Annotated in this window: 13 protein-coding genes; 12 read left to right on the top strand and 1 reads right to left on the bottom strand. The window is 71.6% G+C overall.

What is annotated here, in order from left to right; translation table 11 throughout:
* Positions 1-1,212: a TetR/AcrR family transcriptional regulator gene (locus tag LY13_RS01800; RefSeq protein WP_253826335.1), complete on the bottom strand. Its 1,212-nt coding sequence runs from the start codon at positions 1,210-1,212 to the stop codon at positions 1-3.
* Positions 1,213-1,368: 156 nt separating this feature from the next.
* Between LY13_RS01800 and LY13_RS01805 the strand changes: the two genes are divergently transcribed.
* From LY13_RS01805 to LY13_RS01860, 12 genes are read left to right on the top strand one after another with little or no spacing between them, the layout of a single operon-like run.
* Entirely contained in the window at positions 1,369-2,265 is an 897-nt protein-coding gene (locus LY13_RS01805; RefSeq protein ID WP_253826336.1) for an oxygenase MpaB family protein, read from the top strand.
* Entirely contained in the window at positions 2,265-3,074 is an 810-nt protein-coding gene (locus tag LY13_RS01810) for an MlaE family ABC transporter permease (RefSeq protein WP_253826337.1), read from the top strand. The genes LY13_RS01805 and LY13_RS01810 overlap by 1 nt, the downstream gene beginning before the upstream one ends.
* Positions 3,074-3,919: an MlaE family ABC transporter permease gene (locus tag LY13_RS01815; protein ID WP_253826338.1), complete on the top strand. Its 846-nt coding sequence runs from the start codon at positions 3,074-3,076 to the stop codon at positions 3,917-3,919. The genes LY13_RS01810 and LY13_RS01815 overlap by 1 nt, the downstream gene beginning before the upstream one ends.
* A gap of 2 nt (positions 3,920-3,921) precedes the next feature.
* Positions 3,922-5,262 carry an MCE family protein gene (locus tag LY13_RS01820; protein WP_253826394.1) on the top strand — a complete coding sequence of 447 codons (1,341 nt, stop codon included), beginning with the start codon at positions 3,922-3,924 and terminating at the stop codon, positions 5,260-5,262.
* Entirely contained in the window at positions 5,259-6,314 is a 1,056-nt protein-coding gene (locus LY13_RS01825) for an MCE family protein (RefSeq protein WP_253826339.1), read from the top strand. The genes LY13_RS01820 and LY13_RS01825 overlap by 4 nt, the downstream gene beginning before the upstream one ends.
* Entirely contained in the window at positions 6,311-7,318 is a 1,008-nt protein-coding gene (locus LY13_RS01830; protein ID WP_253826340.1) for an MCE family protein, read from the top strand. Before LY13_RS01825 ends, LY13_RS01830 begins: the two co-directional genes overlap by 4 nt.
* Positions 7,315-8,427, top strand: a complete 1,113-nt coding sequence (locus LY13_RS01835; RefSeq protein WP_253826341.1) for an MCE family protein — start codon at positions 7,315-7,317, stop codon at positions 8,425-8,427. The genes LY13_RS01830 and LY13_RS01835 overlap by 4 nt, the downstream gene beginning before the upstream one ends.
* Entirely contained in the window at positions 8,424-9,638 is a 1,215-nt protein-coding gene (locus LY13_RS01840) for an MCE family protein (RefSeq protein WP_253826342.1), read from the top strand. Before LY13_RS01835 ends, LY13_RS01840 begins: the two co-directional genes overlap by 4 nt.
* Positions 9,635-10,966 (top strand): MlaD family protein, encoded by a 1,332-nt coding sequence (locus LY13_RS01845; RefSeq protein WP_253826343.1) that lies wholly within the window; start codon positions 9,635-9,637, stop codon positions 10,964-10,966. The genes LY13_RS01840 and LY13_RS01845 overlap by 4 nt, the downstream gene beginning before the upstream one ends.
* Complete coding sequence (locus LY13_RS01850; protein ID WP_253826344.1) at positions 10,966-11,775, top strand: Rv1363c family protein; 810 nt, start codon at positions 10,966-10,968, stop codon at positions 11,773-11,775. The genes LY13_RS01845 and LY13_RS01850 overlap by 1 nt, the downstream gene beginning before the upstream one ends.
* Before the next feature lie 14 nt (positions 11,776-11,789).
* Positions 11,790-13,628 carry an AMP-dependent synthetase/ligase gene (locus tag LY13_RS01855; RefSeq protein ID WP_253826345.1) on the top strand — a complete coding sequence of 613 codons (1,839 nt, stop codon included), beginning with the start codon at positions 11,790-11,792 and terminating at the stop codon, positions 13,626-13,628.
* Between the two features lie 5 nt (positions 13,629-13,633).
* Positions 13,634-14,743 carry an acyl-CoA dehydrogenase family protein gene (locus LY13_RS01860; RefSeq protein WP_253826346.1) on the top strand — a complete coding sequence of 370 codons (1,110 nt, stop codon included), beginning with the start codon at positions 13,634-13,636 and terminating at the stop codon, positions 14,741-14,743.
* Positions 14,744-14,768: the final 25 nt, after the last annotated feature.

The following is a 14,768-nucleotide window of genomic DNA, read 5'->3' on the forward strand; positions in this document are numbered from 1 at the left end:
TCAGCCGGCCAGCGCGGCGAACACGAGGTGCTTGATCTGGTCGGCGTCGGCGATGCGCCTGCGCCGGATGCACAGGTCACCCGCGATGTTCAGCGCCGCATGCACGGCGAGCCGCGCGTGCGTGGCGCGGGTGTCCCCGCGGACGGCCATCACCAGGCGCACCCACTGTTCGACGTACTCGCGCTGGACCTTGCGCAGGTGCCGCCGGTCGTCGGGCGGCAGGTTGCCGTACTCGGACCGGTACACCGCAGCCAGGTCACTGTCCGAATAGTTGTAGCCGACGTAGGCGTCGACGAGTGCCCGCAGCGCCTCGCCCGGTTCGGTCGCCGACTCGATGGCCGTGCCGGTGGCCACGGTCAACCGGTCCGCCGCGCGGTAGTAGACGGCGGCGAGCAGCTCGGCCTTGCTCGAGAAGTGCCGGTAGACGCTCGAGCCGCCGATGCCCGCGGCCGCGCCGAGTTCCTCCATGGTGACCGCGTGGAAGCCCCGCTCGCGGATGGGCCGCAACGCCGCCACGACGAGCCGTTCCCGCCGGGAGACGAACCGGCTCGCCGCGGGCGGCTCGGGCCGCTGCTCGGCGAGTTCTCCGCTGAGCCGGGGCGGCAGTCCGGTGGCGAGCACGCCGAGCGCGATGCTCCGCAGTCCCCGCTGCGCCACCCGTGCCGACACGGTGGTGCGGTGGGTGGCGAGGCTGGCGATCGCACTGAGTCCCGCGGTCGCGACGGTCGCACGGTCGGCCTCGGGAAGCCCGGGACGCCCCTCCCCGACGAGCCCGGCGACGGTGTCGACCAGCGTCTCCAGGGTCGCGGTGAACCGGGCGTGGTCCTCCGGGTCGAGGTGCCGCCGCTCCCACTGATACAGCTGCGCACTGGCCCTGCGTTCGATCACGAGCTTCGTCAGTGAACCCACGATCGCGTCGATGCGGGCCCACGGGTCGTCGCCGGCCTGTGCGAGCGCGGTCTGCACGGCGCCGCTGGTCGCACTCGCCAGGTCCTCGGCGGCGTAGGTGAGGATCGCCTGCTTGTTCTCGAAGTGCCGGTAGATCGCGGGCCCGGTGATGCCGGCCTCGGTGGCGATGTCGCCGAGGCCCACCGCGTGGTATCCGCGCAGGCAGAACAGCTCGGCAGCGATGCGGGCGAGCTGCGCCCTGCGGTCACCGCGGCGGCGCGGCGTACCCGTCCCGGCGGCCGAGCCGGCGTCCGATTCCTGCAACGGCGTTACCTCCGACTCGCTCCCGCGTTGTCCCGAACAACGGATTCGACCCTATCGCGCCGCGCCCTGCAACCGCCGTCAGGAGTTCTTGACAACGGCCCGTGTCAGGAAGCTAGGTTAATCGGCATTCGCAACGGCGCTGAATTCGGAGGAACCATGAACGAGGCCTCCCACCGCGGGACGCCCGCACTGCCCGGCCCCGGCTCGGTGACATGGCGGCGCTTCGGTGTCGCCCCCGGTGCTCTGCTCGCCGGAACCGGCCTCCTGCTCCAGGTCGCCCACCCGGTCGTGGGCCAGGGCGTGCTCGACCACTCCGAATTCAGGCAGCACCCGTGGAAACGCGCCTGGGGCACCCACCTGTCCACCATGCGCTTCGTGTACGGGATGGGCGGCGGCGCGCACGCCGAAGGCGAGCGGCTCATCGAGCTGCACCGGGACATCAAAGGTGTCGACGACGAGGGCAGGCGGTACCACGCGCTCAACCCGGAGGCATACGCCTGGGTCCACGCCACGCTGGCGAAGTTCATGGTCGACACCGCGGCGTGGTTCTGCGAGCCCATGAGCCCCGCCGAACTCGACGACATGTGGCGGGAGTGGCGTACGATCGGCCTGGCACTGGGCCTGAAACCGCATCATCTCCCCGCCGACTGGGCGGGCACCGAGACCTACATCGAGGAGATGGTGCGGGACCGCCTCGAGGCGAACCGGAGTACCGCCGACGTCCTCGAGGCCCTGTCCCGTCCACAGCGCCCGAGCCGGTTCCTGCCCCCTCCACTGTGGAACGCCGGTATCGCCCCGGCGGCGAGCCTGGTGCGGCTGACCACCGTCGGCACGTTGCCACCGCTGTTGCGTGACCGGCTCGGTCTGGAGTGGACCGATGCCGACCGGCGCAAGCTGGACCGGCTGGCCTCGGTGGTCCGGGCCACCCACCGGAGGGCGCCGGAACCGCTGCGGTACTCACCACTGGCGTACTGGCTGATCATCCGTGGCCGCCGCGCCGAAGGCCGCCGTCGCCGCGCCGAAGGCACGGACGGTTCCGCACGGGCCGCCTGATGACGTTCACCCCGCCGCCCACCCGCACGGCCGTCGGCGACGCGTTCGCCCAGGCCGGGATGCTGCTGAGCTTCACGGCGAGCACGGTCGCCGCGCTCGGCCGCACCGTCGCGCGCCGTCGACTGGCCTGGCGGGACGTCCTCGAGCAGACGTGGTTCCTCGCCTCGGTCACGACGTTTCCCTCGCTGCTCGTGACGGTGCCGCTGGGCGTCGTCGTCGCGCTGAACGTCGGGTCGATGGCGGGGCAGCTCGGCGCCGAGGGATACGGCGGCGCGGTCGTCGCGTTCGTCGTCGTCGCGCAGGCGTCGCCCCTGATCTGCGCGTTGATGATCTCCGGGGTCGGCGGGTCGGCGGTGTGCGCCGACCTCGGCGCGCGGACGATCCGGGAAGAGGTGGACGCCATGGAGGTCATGGGCATCCCCGCGCTCGAACGCTTCGTCGTGCCCCGCCTGATCGCCGCCGTGGTGGTCACCACGTTGCTCGCGTGTCTGGTGATGGCGGTGGGGATCGGCGCCAGCTACGGATTCCAGACGCTCGTGCTCGGCGACTCGCCGGGCGCCTTCCTGAGCAGCCTCACCGAGTTCTCGCGTGTCGAGGACTTCGTGATCGCCGAGATCAAGGCCGCCGCGTTCGGGGTGATCGCGGCACTGGTGGCCTGTTTCAAGGGACTCACCGCGAAAGGTGGGCCGAGCGGCGTGGGCGACGCCGTCAACGAGGCCGTCGTGCTCGCGTTCATCCTGGTGTTCGTCGCCAACACGGTACTCACGGAGCTGTACGCGGCGATCGTCCCGGCGAGAGGGGCGTACTGATGCTCGCCCCGGTCCTGCACCTGCCCGCCAGGGCGGCACGCCCCGTGGTGGACGGGTTCGCCGGCCTGGGCAGGCATTCGACGTTCTACGCCCGGGTACTCGCCGCGGTGCCCACGGTGCTGGTGCGCCACTGGCGGCACGTGCTGCGCCACGTCAACGACATCAGCTTCGGCTCGGCGTCGCTGCTGGCGGGTGGCGGCACGATCGGCGTGGTGTTCGCGATGTCGGCGGTCGCGAGCACGCAGATCGGCCTGGAGGGTTACCGCGGGCTGGACATCATCGGACTGTCGCCGATGACCGGGTTGATGTCGGCGCTGGTGAACACGCGGGAGATCGCCCCGGTGGTGGCGAGCGTGGCGCTCGCCGCGAAGGTCGGCACGGGTTTCACGGCCCAGCTCGGCGCGATGCGCATCTCCGACGAGATCGACGCGCTGGAGACGATGGCGGTGCCCTCGGTACCGTTCCTGGTCAGCACCCGGATGGCGGCGGCCGTGCTGGCGGTCGTGCCGCTGTACCTGGTGGGGCTGTTCGCCTCGTACGCCGCCACGAGCCTCGCCGTCGTCCAGCTCAAAGGCCAGTCGAGCGGCACCTACGACTACTACTTCCAGCTGCTGCTCACGCCTGCCGACGTCGGTTTCTCGCTGCTGAAGGCCGTGATCTTCGCGGTGATCATCACGCTCGTCCACTGCGGGCACGGTTTCCATGCCACCGGCGGGCCGGAAGGCGTGGGCAAGGCCGCGGGCCGCGCCCTGCGCACGAGCATCGTCACCATCGCGATCGTCGACGTGCTGCTGACACTGACGATATGGGGCACCCAGCCGACGTTGCCGGGTGTGGGGGCGTGACGATGCGATCCCACCGCCGCGACACCGGCCGCACCGCACTGGCCCTGCGCGGGGTCGCCGCCGCGACCGCGCTCGTCGTGGGTGCCGGCGTGTTGATCGCCGCGGGCAACGACGCACTACGGCCCGCGCCGGAGGTCACGGCGCTGCTGCCCGCGTCGGCCGGTCCGGTGCGGGAGAACTCGGCTGTCCAGTACCACGGGGTCACCGTCGGCAGACTCACCACGGTCGACGGCGGGATCGACGGCTCCGAGCTGCGGCTGCGCATGGACGAGGAGTTCCTCGGGCAGGTACCCGCCAACGTGCGGGTGCGCGTGCTGCCGCGGACGCTGTTCGGCGACCAGTACGTCGACCTCGCCGTGCCACGGGGCGCCGAGCCGCGCGGCTCCCTGGACGCCGGAGCCACGCTTCGGCCCGACACCTCGCGGCGCACCGTCCGGCTGTACTCGGCCTACACGCGACTCTACGACGTGATCACCGCCTTGCGGCCCGCCGAGTTGCAGGTCGCGATGACCACGCTGGCCGACACTGTCCGCGGGCGCGGCGAACGGCTCGGCCGCATGATCGACGACGCCGACGCGCTGCTCACCGAGACCTCGCCGTTGCTGGAGACGCTCGAGGAGGACCTCGACACGGTCGCGCGGCTGTCGTCGGACGTCGAGGCAGCCACCCCCGACCTCCTCGCGACGGTGGACAACGCGACCTCGCTGGCCACGACGATCACCGAGGAGCGGCGGTCGATCGGGGCACTTCTCGGCTCCGCCATCGACCTCACCGACACCGGCCGCCGCGTCGTGTCGGATCACGCGCAGCGGATCGTCACGCTCGCCGAGGCGACCGGCCCGATCGCCGACGTGCTGGCTCGCCACCCGGGTGCCGCCGGCGAGTCGCTCGACGCGGCCCGGTTCTTCCTGACGCGCGGTGCGCGCACGTTCGCCACGGGCAACTTCACGATCGACGCCGCGCTGACGCTCGACCAGCCGTTCCCCTACACGGCCGCGGACTGCCCGCGCTACCCCGGGCTCGCGGGGCAGAACTGCCGGCAGGCTCCCTCGTCCCGGCACGACCGGACGTTCCCGCAGCCGCAGCACGAATCCGGCACCGATCACGGCCGCGGCGGCGACACGACGGCGCGCGGCGACGACGCGCACGGTCGCGACAGCGGCAGCGGTCCGGTCGTCGGCGGCACGAGCGGCCCCGTGGGCAGCGAGAGGGAGAAGCGGTCCCTGCGCGAACTCGGTGGCCTGTTGCCCGCCGGTCCGCGTGCGCGGACCTCGCAGGACCCGGACCTGCTCGGCCTGATGCTGGGGCCGCTGGTACGCGGCGAAACGGTGGTGGTCCCGTGAGGCTCGCCCCGGTCGTCACCAAGCTGACGGCGTTCGTGACCGTGTGCGTGTTCGGTGCCGTCCTGGTGGTCAACACGCTCACCGACCCGCTGCCCGGCGACATGCGCACCTACCACGCGGTGTTCACCGATGCCCACGGGTTGTACGCCGGATCCGACGTCACGATCGCCGGCGTGCGCGTCGGCACCGTGCGGGAGCTGCGCCTCGACGGCGGCCGCGCGCACGTCACCTTCGAGGTCTCGACCGACCAGCGGATCCCCGCGGGCGCGCACGCAGCGATCCACTACGCCGACCTGCTCGGCTCCCGCCACCTCGCACTGACGACACCTCCCGCGGAAGGCGAGGACGCGGCCACGTCGGGCGCGGCAGGCGGCGACCCGGCGGCCCGGGGTCCGGAACTGGAACCGGGCGCGACGATTCCCGTGTCGCGCACCCGTCCCCCACTCGACCTGACCGCCCTGTTCAACGGGTTCAAGCCGCTGTTCGAGGCGATCGAGCCCGGCGAGGTCAACCGGCTCGCACGGACGATCGTCGCCGTGTTCCAGGGCGAAGGCCCGGCGATCGAGTCGCTGCTGTCCAGTGTGGTCTCCCTGACGTCGACGGTGAACGGCAAGGAACGGGTCCTCGACCGGTTGTTGCGGAATCTCACGTCGGTGCTCGACACGATGAACGGCCACACCGAACAGTTCACCGAGCTCGTCGACGGGCTGAAGCGGCTGACGTCGTACGCCGCCCGGCACCGCGGTGACATCGCCACGGCGCTCGACAGCGGCACGAAGCTCGCGGGCTCGCTGAACACGCTGCTGGCGGGCATCACGCCGCACCTGTCCGAGGACATCACCGCGCTGAGGAAAGTGACCTCGTCGCTCGTCGGCAACACCGGCCGGTTCGACACGCTCATGGCCGAAGCACCCGACTTGCTCGACACCGTGGGCCGCGCGACCGACTACGGCTCGTGGGTGAACGTCTACGTCTGCAACCTGCGTGTCGACGTGACCGGTGATGCTCCCGTGAATCTCAGTCCCGGGCCGCATTCGGAGGTGTGCCGATGAGCAGGCTGCGTACACTCGCCCGGGCGCTGACCCGGCGCGGTCCCGTGTCCTCCGGCGTCGCCGGCGCACTCGTGCTGGCTCTGCTCGTCGCGGCGGCAGTGGCCGTTCCTCAGCTCCGGTTCCGCGCCGACACGGCGGAGTTCACCGCGGAGCTGGCCAACGCGGCCGGACTCGCGGCGGGCGACCAGGTCCACGTGGCAGGCGTGCCCGCGGGCAGGGTCGTCGCCGTGGAACTGGCGGGCGACCACGTCGACGTGCGCTTCCGGCTCGACGAGATGCAGCCGCTCGGCCGGTCCAGCGCCGCCTCGGTGAAACTCGCGACGGTGCTCGGCACCCGCTACCTGGCGGTGCAGCCCCGCGGCACCGGCGAACTCGCCGACGCCACCATCCCTCGGCAGCGCACGTCCGTGCCCTACAGCCTCGCCGACATCGCCGACGACGCCCACCGCACCACGGAGAAACTCGACACGACACAGCTCCGGAACATGATCTCCACCCTGCAGGAGGCCGCGCCCGACGGGAAGGTGCTGGGCGATGCGCTCGCAGGGATCCGCCGTGCCGCGCAGATCGTCGGCGAGCGGGGAGAGCGGTTCCGGCAACTCCTGGGCGGCGTCCGCACGCTGACGTCCACTCTGGCCGGACAGCGCGGCCACCTGACGCAACTGCTCGGCGACGCCAAGCTGGTCGCGGGAACCCTCACCCAGCGACGCGAGACGATCCGCACACTCGTGCGGGAGGTCGACACCCTCACCGCGGCACTCGACGTGGCGATCCGGGAGAACAAGTCGGCGTTCTCACCGCTGTTGTCCGACCTGCATTCGATCACCACGACGTTGAAGCGCAACGACCGCGCCCTCTCGCAGACGCTCGCGAAACTCGGACCGGTCAGCCGCTACGTCACCAACGCGACCGGCAACGGCCCGTGGGGCGACGTCTCCGGTCCGGTCGGCCCACTGCCGGACAACCTCCTGTGCGTAGCCGGACTCGTGGAGGGATGCCGATGACCGAGCGATCCGCGGCGACAGGCTCGGGACGCCGGCCGCTGTCCCGCATCGCGGCGATCGCGCTCGTCGTCGCGCTCGTCGTCACGTCGGGCTGGTACGTCCTGCTGCGGCCGGAGCCCCAGCTGCGCATCTCCGCCGACTTCGCCACCGCCGACGGCATCTTCCCCGGCAGCCGGGTCGCGCTGCTGGGCGTGCCGGTCGGACGCGTCGAACGCACCGACCCGCGTGGCGACTCGGTGCGGGTCACGATGTCGCTGCCCGGCGACACCAGACTGCCGGAGTCGGCGAACGCCTACATCATGAACCCGGCCGTCATCAGCGACCGGTTCGTCGAACTCTCCCCCGCCCACACCGGCGGTCCGACCCTCGACGACGGCGCCGTCATCCCCGTCTCCCGCACGCACGCCCCGGTCACGTGGGACGAACTGACCGAGTCCCTCGACACGCTCCTGCAGACGTTCGGCCCGGACGGCAAGGGCGGAGGCGGCCTCGGCGAGCTCGTCTCCACGGCCGCCGGCTCGCTGGGCGGCCACGGGCCCGAGTTCCGTGCCGCACTGAACACCCTCGCCAGTGCCTCCGAGGTGGCGGCGAACAGCACCGGCGATCTCGGCGCCGTACTGGACAATGTGGACACACTACTGACGGTGTTGAAGAAGCACCGTTCCACGATCGACGACCTGACCACGACGGTGACGACCGCGTCGAAGGACTTCACCACCCAACAGCGATCCATCACCCGCGCGATCGGCAGGCTCTCGCGCGCCCTCGGCACGCTGAACACGCTGCTGCGCGAGCACGGCGACCAGCTGCCCGGCGACGTGTCCCGGCTGACCCGGTTGTCGACCACGCTGGTGTCCCGTAAGGAACAGCTCGCCGAGACACTCGACACGCTGCCGCTCGCGCTCGAGAACTTCGACCGCGCCGTGTCCGACGACGACCGGCTCCGCATCCGGTTGAACCTGTCCACCAACCTGAACCAGTTCGGCACCACCGCGAAACTCTGCGAGCAGCTGCCGCTGCCGTTGTGCAGCGGCGCAGGCATCGTCAACCCGGTCGAGTTCCCCAACACGCTCGGCGTTCTCGACCTGCTCAGCGGGGGGCGCCGATGAACCGTCGCCACGCGCCCTCCCGCCACACCGTCGTCGCGGTCGCGCTGTCGGCCGCACTGTTGCCCGCCACCGGATGCGGCATCAGCCTCCAACGCACCGCCACCCTCGGCAGCCCCGCCGACACCTACCCCGTCACCGCGGTGTTCTCCGACGCCGCGAACCTGCCCGAAGGCGGGATCGTCCGCATCGGGCAGGCCGACGTGGGCCGAGTGACAGCGATCCGTGCCGAGGCCTTCCGGGCCCACGTCGACCTCGCGATCGACACGTCCGTCCGGCTCCCGGCGAACACGGGGGCGCGGCTGGAACTCACGTCGGCGCTCGGCGACCAGTTCGTCGTCCTCGAACCTCCTCGGTCCGGAGAGGACCGCGGGACGTCAGGTGCACCCGACCCGTCCACAGCAGACACGCCGGCCGGCACCCGGGCCGGTGGCCGGACGCTGGCCGACGCCGGCCGCATCCCGATCGAACGGACGTCCCGTGGGCCGGACGTCGAGGACACGCTGGCCGCGCTGGGCACGCTGCTCAACGGTTCGGGTCTCGACCAGGCCCGGACGGTGGTGCGCGAGGTGAACTCCGCGCTCGGCGGCCGGGAGGCGAAGGTCCGGCGCATCGTCGAACGGCTGGACGACGTCCTCGGCAGGCTCGCCCGCCGCGGCGACCGCATCACCGCCGTCATCGACTCGATGGACACGGTCGCCGCCGCACTGAAGAAGGGCACCCCGACGCTCGAGAAGGGCCTGACCGACATCCGGCCCGGGTTGCAGACGCTGCTGGACGAACGCACCCGCTTCACCGAACTGCTCCGCAACGTCGGCTCGCTCGGCACGACGACGCGCGCTCTCGTCGACAAGACCGGCGGCGCACTCACCCGGCAGCTCGACCGGCTCCGGCCCGTCCTCCGTGACCTGTCCACACTGGACGAGGACCTGGGTCCGACGCTGCAGTCACTGACCCGGTTCTCCCGCGCGCTGCGCAGCGCGACCCCGGGCGACTACCTCAACCTCGACGGCACGGTCAACGTCCCCACCGGTGTCGCCGAACTGCTCGACATCGACCTCTACGGCGAGGACTCGGGCCCGCCCGCCCTCGACCTCGGCGACACGGCCGGTTCCGGGGAGGGTGAGGGCGGCGGTGCCACGGGTGCCGGAGCCCGCACCCGCGAGCCCCGGCCGGGCGGTCTGGACCGGCTGCTCGGAGGTGGTCTCCGATGAGCCGGCTCGCGCTCGCCCAGCTGCTCGTGTTCGCCCTCGTCGCCGTGGCCTGCGGTTACTACGTCGCCGACCGGGTGTTCGGGCCGAACGCCACCGGCGAGTCCGTCACCGTGACCGTGCACATGCCCGACACCGGTGGGCTGCGCACCGGCTCGCAGGTGACCTATCGAGGCGTCGGCGTCGGGGAGGTGTCGGACGTGCGGATCGCGCGCGACCGCGAGGGCGTCGAGGTGGTCGCCTCGCTGCACCCCGGCACGCGGATCCCCGCCGACACCGACGCCGTGGTCACGATGGAGAGCCCGATGGCGATCCTCCGCCTCGACTTCCGGCCCGGCGACCGTTCCGGACCGTACCTGGCGACCGGCGACACCGTCACCGCCGACCGCACCCGCAGGCCGCTCCCCCTCGAAGCACTTCTGGGCAACTTCGTCCGCCTCGCCGACACCCTGCCCACCGAGGACCTCTCCGTGCTCGCCGAGTCTCTCGCCACCGGCCTCCAGAACGCCACCGGGGACCTGGACCGGATCCTCGACGACACCGACACACTCCTTCGGTTCGGCCGATCACGCACCGACCAGCTCGAGCGCATCCTCGACAACGGACGGCTCCTCGCCGAGTCGAACGGGTCGCGGCTCCGGGAATTCGCCTCCGCCATGCGCGACCTCAGCGGCGGCCTCCGCGAGACCGCGCCCAGGCTGCGAACGCTGGTCCGCGACGTGCCCGAACCGGCGGGGCGCGTCACGACACTGATCGAACGCACGGAGCCGTCGCTCGGCACCCTGCTCGGCAACCTCGTCACGACGACCCGGCTCGTCGGTATGCGCGGCCCGGCGGTGGAGCAGCTCCTGCGCTCGGCGCCGAAGGCGTTCCGCTCGCTCGGCGACGTCGTCGAGGGCGACACCGCGAACTTCTACCTCGTCGGCACGCTCGGACCGGTCTGTTACAACGACACACCGCGCCGGGCGCCGCAGCGCACCGAACCGCGCGAACCGCAGTGGCAGTGGCACTGCACCCCCGGACAGGACCTGAGCCAACGCGGCGCGCAGAACGCTCCCCGGCCCGACGCAGGCATGCCCACCGCCCCCGGCTCCGGCTCCGGCTCCGAGTCCGGGTCGGCCGCGAACGCCGACCCCGGCCCTCCTGCCGACCACAGGCCCAGCGCCTCCTCCCCCGACACCTCCTCCCCCAGCGCCTCCTCCCCCGACGGCGCCACCCGCGACGCCGCCACCGGTGACCGCGCGCCGTTCACGCTCGGCACCACCGGCGGCCAGGCCGCCGTACTCGGTCCCCGTTCCTGGTCATCGCTGTTGTTGCAAGGAGTTCACTGATGCGCCTTCCCGTACCGGCCGGCCGGAAACCGTCGCCCCGCCCCCGCGCCGGCGTCGGCGATCCGCCCGGCGACGCCCAGGATGCCGACGGCGTCGCGCCCTCCGCCGACGACGCGGCGCACACACCGGCCGTCCCGGCCACCGTCTCCGTGACGACCGGTACGGGCACCGCGGTGGCCGAGCCGGACGACACGGACACCGGACCACGCGAACCCGCCCGGTCCGAATCGGACAGCGCCGACGGTGACAGCGCCGACGGCCACACAGTCGACGACGACAGCGGCGACCACACCGGCGCCGGCGAATCGGAGGGCCGCACCACGACCGTGGCAGCACTGTTGCGACCACGGCGGGTCCTCGCCGCGCTGCTCGTCCTCTCCGTGCTCGGCGGGCTCGGCTTCGCCGCGCGTGAGTTCTTCGCCCAACGCGCCGAGGAGCAGGCGCGGGCCGAGGCCCTCGCCGCCGCCGAACGCTACGCGGTCGACCTGTCCTCGTACGACCACAAGGACCTCGACGGCAACTTCCAGGCCGTGGAGCGCAACGCCACCGGCCGATTCGGACAGCAGTACCGGCAGGTGAGCGACAACCTCACGAAACTGCTCCAACAGCACAAGGCGACCTCGGAGGGCAACGTCGTCCGCGCCGGGGTCACCGAGGCCGACGCCGACCACGCCGTCGTCCTCCTCTTCGTCGACCAGACGATCAGCAACACCAACACCGAACAGCCCCGCGTCGACCGCAACCGGATGGAGATGACCCTCGTCCACCGGGACGACCGGTGGCTCGTCGACAAGGTCACCCTGCTGTGAGAGGAACCCATCGCATGCTCACCGAATCCGACGTGCGCGCCCGCCTCGGCGACGCCACGGTCCCCTCGCTGGTTCTCCGCAACGCCGAGCATCACGGTGACAGACCCGCCTTGACCGGAGCGGACGGCACCCACACGTGGGCCGAGGTGCGCGAGCAGATCGCCGCGGTCGCCCACGGGCTGTCGGCCGCCGGGCTCGGCCGGGGCGACCGCATGCTCATCGACGTCACCAGCCGTCCCGAGCACTGGATCGTCGACTTCGCGGCGGTGCACCTCGGGGCGCTCCCCTGCACGACGTACGCCACGCTCTCGACCGAGCAGATCCGCCACGTGGCCACCCACAGCGCGGCCACGATCGTCGTGCTGGAAGGCGCCGCGCAGTTGCACCGGTGGCGGCCCGTCCTCGACACGTTGCCGAACCTCCGGGCTGTCGTCGTCCTCGACACCGCGGCCATCCCCGACGGCGAATCGGTGTTCGTCTCCTACGACGAACTGCTCCGTGGCGGGGCCGATCTGCACCGGCGCGACCCGGCCGCGATCGAGCGATGGACCGCCGCGCCGCAGCAGACCGACCCGGTGTGCATGATCTACACCTCCGGTACGACCGGAACGCCGAAAGGCGTGGTGCTGAGCCACGAGAACGTGCTCTACCAGGCTGCGGCCCAGGAGCTGATCCGCCCGGTCGAGGATCACCCGCGCATGGTGGCCTACCTGCCCCTGGCGCACGTGGCCGAGCGCGTGCTGGGCATGTACCTGCTGTTGTTCTCGGCGGGACACGCGACCGTCTGCCCGGACCAGGCTCAGCTGGTGCCGACGCTCACGGAGACCCGCCCACACGGCTTCTTCGGCGTGCCACGGGTGTGGGAGAAGATCGCGGCCGGCATTCAGGGCATCCTCGGCGGCCTGCCCGAGGAGCAGGCCGCCGCGATCGAGCAGGCCCGGGACGTCGCCGCGACCGTGTACCGGGTCCGCGCCGACGGCGGCGAGCCGACCCCTGAAGTCGCCGAGGCGTTCGACCGGGCCGACCGGACCGTGCTGCGGCCGTTGCGCGAGCAGCTCGGGCTCGGGGAGGCCGAACGTCTCGGCAGTGGCGCCGCCCCGATCCCGGCGTCGGTACTGGAGTTCTTCGGCAGCCTCGGCATGACGATCATGGAGGTGTGGGGGTTGTCGGAGACGACCGGTGCGGCCACCTCGACGTTTCCGGCGAAGTACCGGGCCGGCACCGTCGGCCTGCCGATGCCGGGCATGGAGGCGCGTATCGCCCCCGACGGCGAGGTGGAGGTACGCGGCCCGCTGGTGTTCCTCGGCTACCTCGACGCCGACGGCGGGATCCGGCCGGACACCGACGCCGACGGCTGGCTCGCCACCGGCGACATCGGCAGCTTCGACGACGACGGCTTCCTCACCATCACCGACCGCAAGAAGGAGCTGATCGTCACCTCCAGCGGCAAGAACGTCGCACCGAGCAAGGCCGAAGGGCTGCTGCGCACCCACCCGTTGGTCGGCTACGCCGCCGTCGTCGGCGACGGGCGCCCGTACGTCACGGCGCTGCTGACGCTCGACGAGGAGGCGGCCCCCGCATGGGCGAAGGCCCACGGCATCGACACCACCGACCTCACCGAGCTCGCAGGCCACCCCGATGTGCTGACCGCGATCGCCGGGGCCGTCGAGGCGACGAACGCCGAACTGGCCCGGCCGGAACAGATCAAGCGGCACCGCGTCCTGCCCCGGCCGTGGACGCCGGAGACCGGTGAGCTGACTCCGACGATGAAGTTGAAACGCCGGGTGATCGACGACCGCTACGCCGACGACATCGCATCCCTGTACGCCGACGGAAAGGCGACCGCCCCGTGACACTCATGACGCTCACTCAGGAGCAGCAGGACTTCGTCGACGCCGTCGCCGACTTCTGCCGCCGCGAAGTCACCGACGATGTCGCAAGGCCGCACGACGACGGCCTCTACCGCAAGATGGCCGACCTCGGCTGGCTCGGCGTCACAACGCCCGAGGAGTACGGCGGCGCGGGCCTCGGCGTGCGGGAGCTGTTGCTGCTGCTGGAGACCAGCGCCTACGGCAAGGCCCCGACGGGCGGTTATGCGACGTCGGTGATCACCGCGGCGGCGTTCGAGAAGTTCGGCACCCCGGACCAGAAGCGCACGGTGCTCGGCGACTTCGTGGCAGGCGACGTGCTGTCGATCTCGATGTCCGAACCCGGAGCCGGCTCCGACGTCGGCGGGCTGACCTGCCGCGCCGAGAAGACCGGCGACGGCTGGGTCGTGAACGGGCAGAAGACGTGGTGTTCGAACGCGCACATCGCCAAGCACATCCTGCTCGTGGCGCGCACCTCGACCGAGGGCGGCAAGCACGCGGGGCTGACCATGTTCCTCGTGCCCGCCGACGCGCCCGGGCTTGAGATCCACGGCATCGAGACGATGGGCGGCCGCGAGGTCAACGACCTCTACTTCACCGACTGTCACCTGCCCGAGGACGCGGTCGTCGGGACCGAGGGCGACGCGTGGCCGCAGCTGATGGCCGGGCTCAACGTCGAGCGAATGATCCTCGCCGGCCTCATGCTCGGTACGGCTCGGCGGATCTTCGACGACACCGTCTCCTACGTGACCGAGCGGGAGCAGTTCGGACGTCCGATCGGCTCGTTCCAGGCGCTCAAGCACCGCGTGGCCGACCTGGCCACCGACCTCGAGGCGACCCGCCTGCTGGTGCACGACGCGGCCGCGCGCATGGACGCCGCCCCGGGTGAGTTGTTCCCGCGCGAGGCCTCGATGGCCAAGCTGAAGGCCACCGAGCTGGCCAAGACGATGGCACTCGAAGGCATGCAGATGATGGGCGGATACGGCTACGCCACCGAGTACGGCATGGAGGCGATGCTCCGCTCGACCGTCGTGTCCACCGTGTACGGCGGAACGAGCGAGATCCAGCGCGACATCATCGGCAGGTCCTACGGCCTGTGACCGCCGGTGGTGGTGCGCCGCCCGG

This window comes from Prauserella aidingensis, from assembly GCF_024171865.1.
GTDB classification, from domain to species: Bacteria; Actinomycetota; Actinomycetes; order Mycobacteriales; family Pseudonocardiaceae; genus Prauserella; species Prauserella aidingensis.

What these genes read in the sequence shown, in the direction of transcription:
- LY13_RS01830 (WP_253826340.1), top strand. Translation starts at nt 6,311, where the DNA reads ATGAGCAGGCTGCGTACACTCGCCCGGGCGCTGACCCGGCGCGGTCCC.
- LY13_RS01850 (WP_253826344.1), top strand. Translation starts at nt 10,966, where the DNA reads ATGCGCCTTCCCGTACCGGCCGGCCGGAAACCGTCGCCCCGCCCCCGC.
- LY13_RS01815 (WP_253826338.1), top strand. Translation starts at nt 3,074, where the DNA reads ATGCTCGCCCCGGTCCTGCACCTGCCCGCCAGGGCGGCACGCCCCGTG.
- LY13_RS01860 (WP_253826346.1), top strand. Translation starts at nt 13,634, where the DNA reads ATGACGCTCACTCAGGAGCAGCAGGACTTCGTCGACGCCGTCGCCGAC.
- LY13_RS01855 (WP_253826345.1), top strand. Translation starts at nt 11,790, where the DNA reads ATGCTCACCGAATCCGACGTGCGCGCCCGCCTCGGCGACGCCACGGTC.
- LY13_RS01840 (WP_253826342.1), top strand. Translation starts at nt 8,424, where the DNA reads ATGAACCGTCGCCACGCGCCCTCCCGCCACACCGTCGTCGCGGTCGCG.
- LY13_RS01820 (WP_253826394.1), top strand. Translation starts at nt 3,922, where the DNA reads ATGCGATCCCACCGCCGCGACACCGGCCGCACCGCACTGGCCCTGCGC.
- LY13_RS01810 (WP_253826337.1), top strand. Translation starts at nt 2,265, where the DNA reads ATGACGTTCACCCCGCCGCCCACCCGCACGGCCGTCGGCGACGCGTTC.
- LY13_RS01845 (WP_253826343.1), top strand. Translation starts at nt 9,635, where the DNA reads ATGAGCCGGCTCGCGCTCGCCCAGCTGCTCGTGTTCGCCCTCGTCGCC.
- LY13_RS01805 (WP_253826336.1), top strand. Translation starts at nt 1,369, where the DNA reads ATGAACGAGGCCTCCCACCGCGGGACGCCCGCACTGCCCGGCCCCGGC.
- LY13_RS01835 (WP_253826341.1), top strand. Translation starts at nt 7,315, where the DNA reads ATGACCGAGCGATCCGCGGCGACAGGCTCGGGACGCCGGCCGCTGTCC.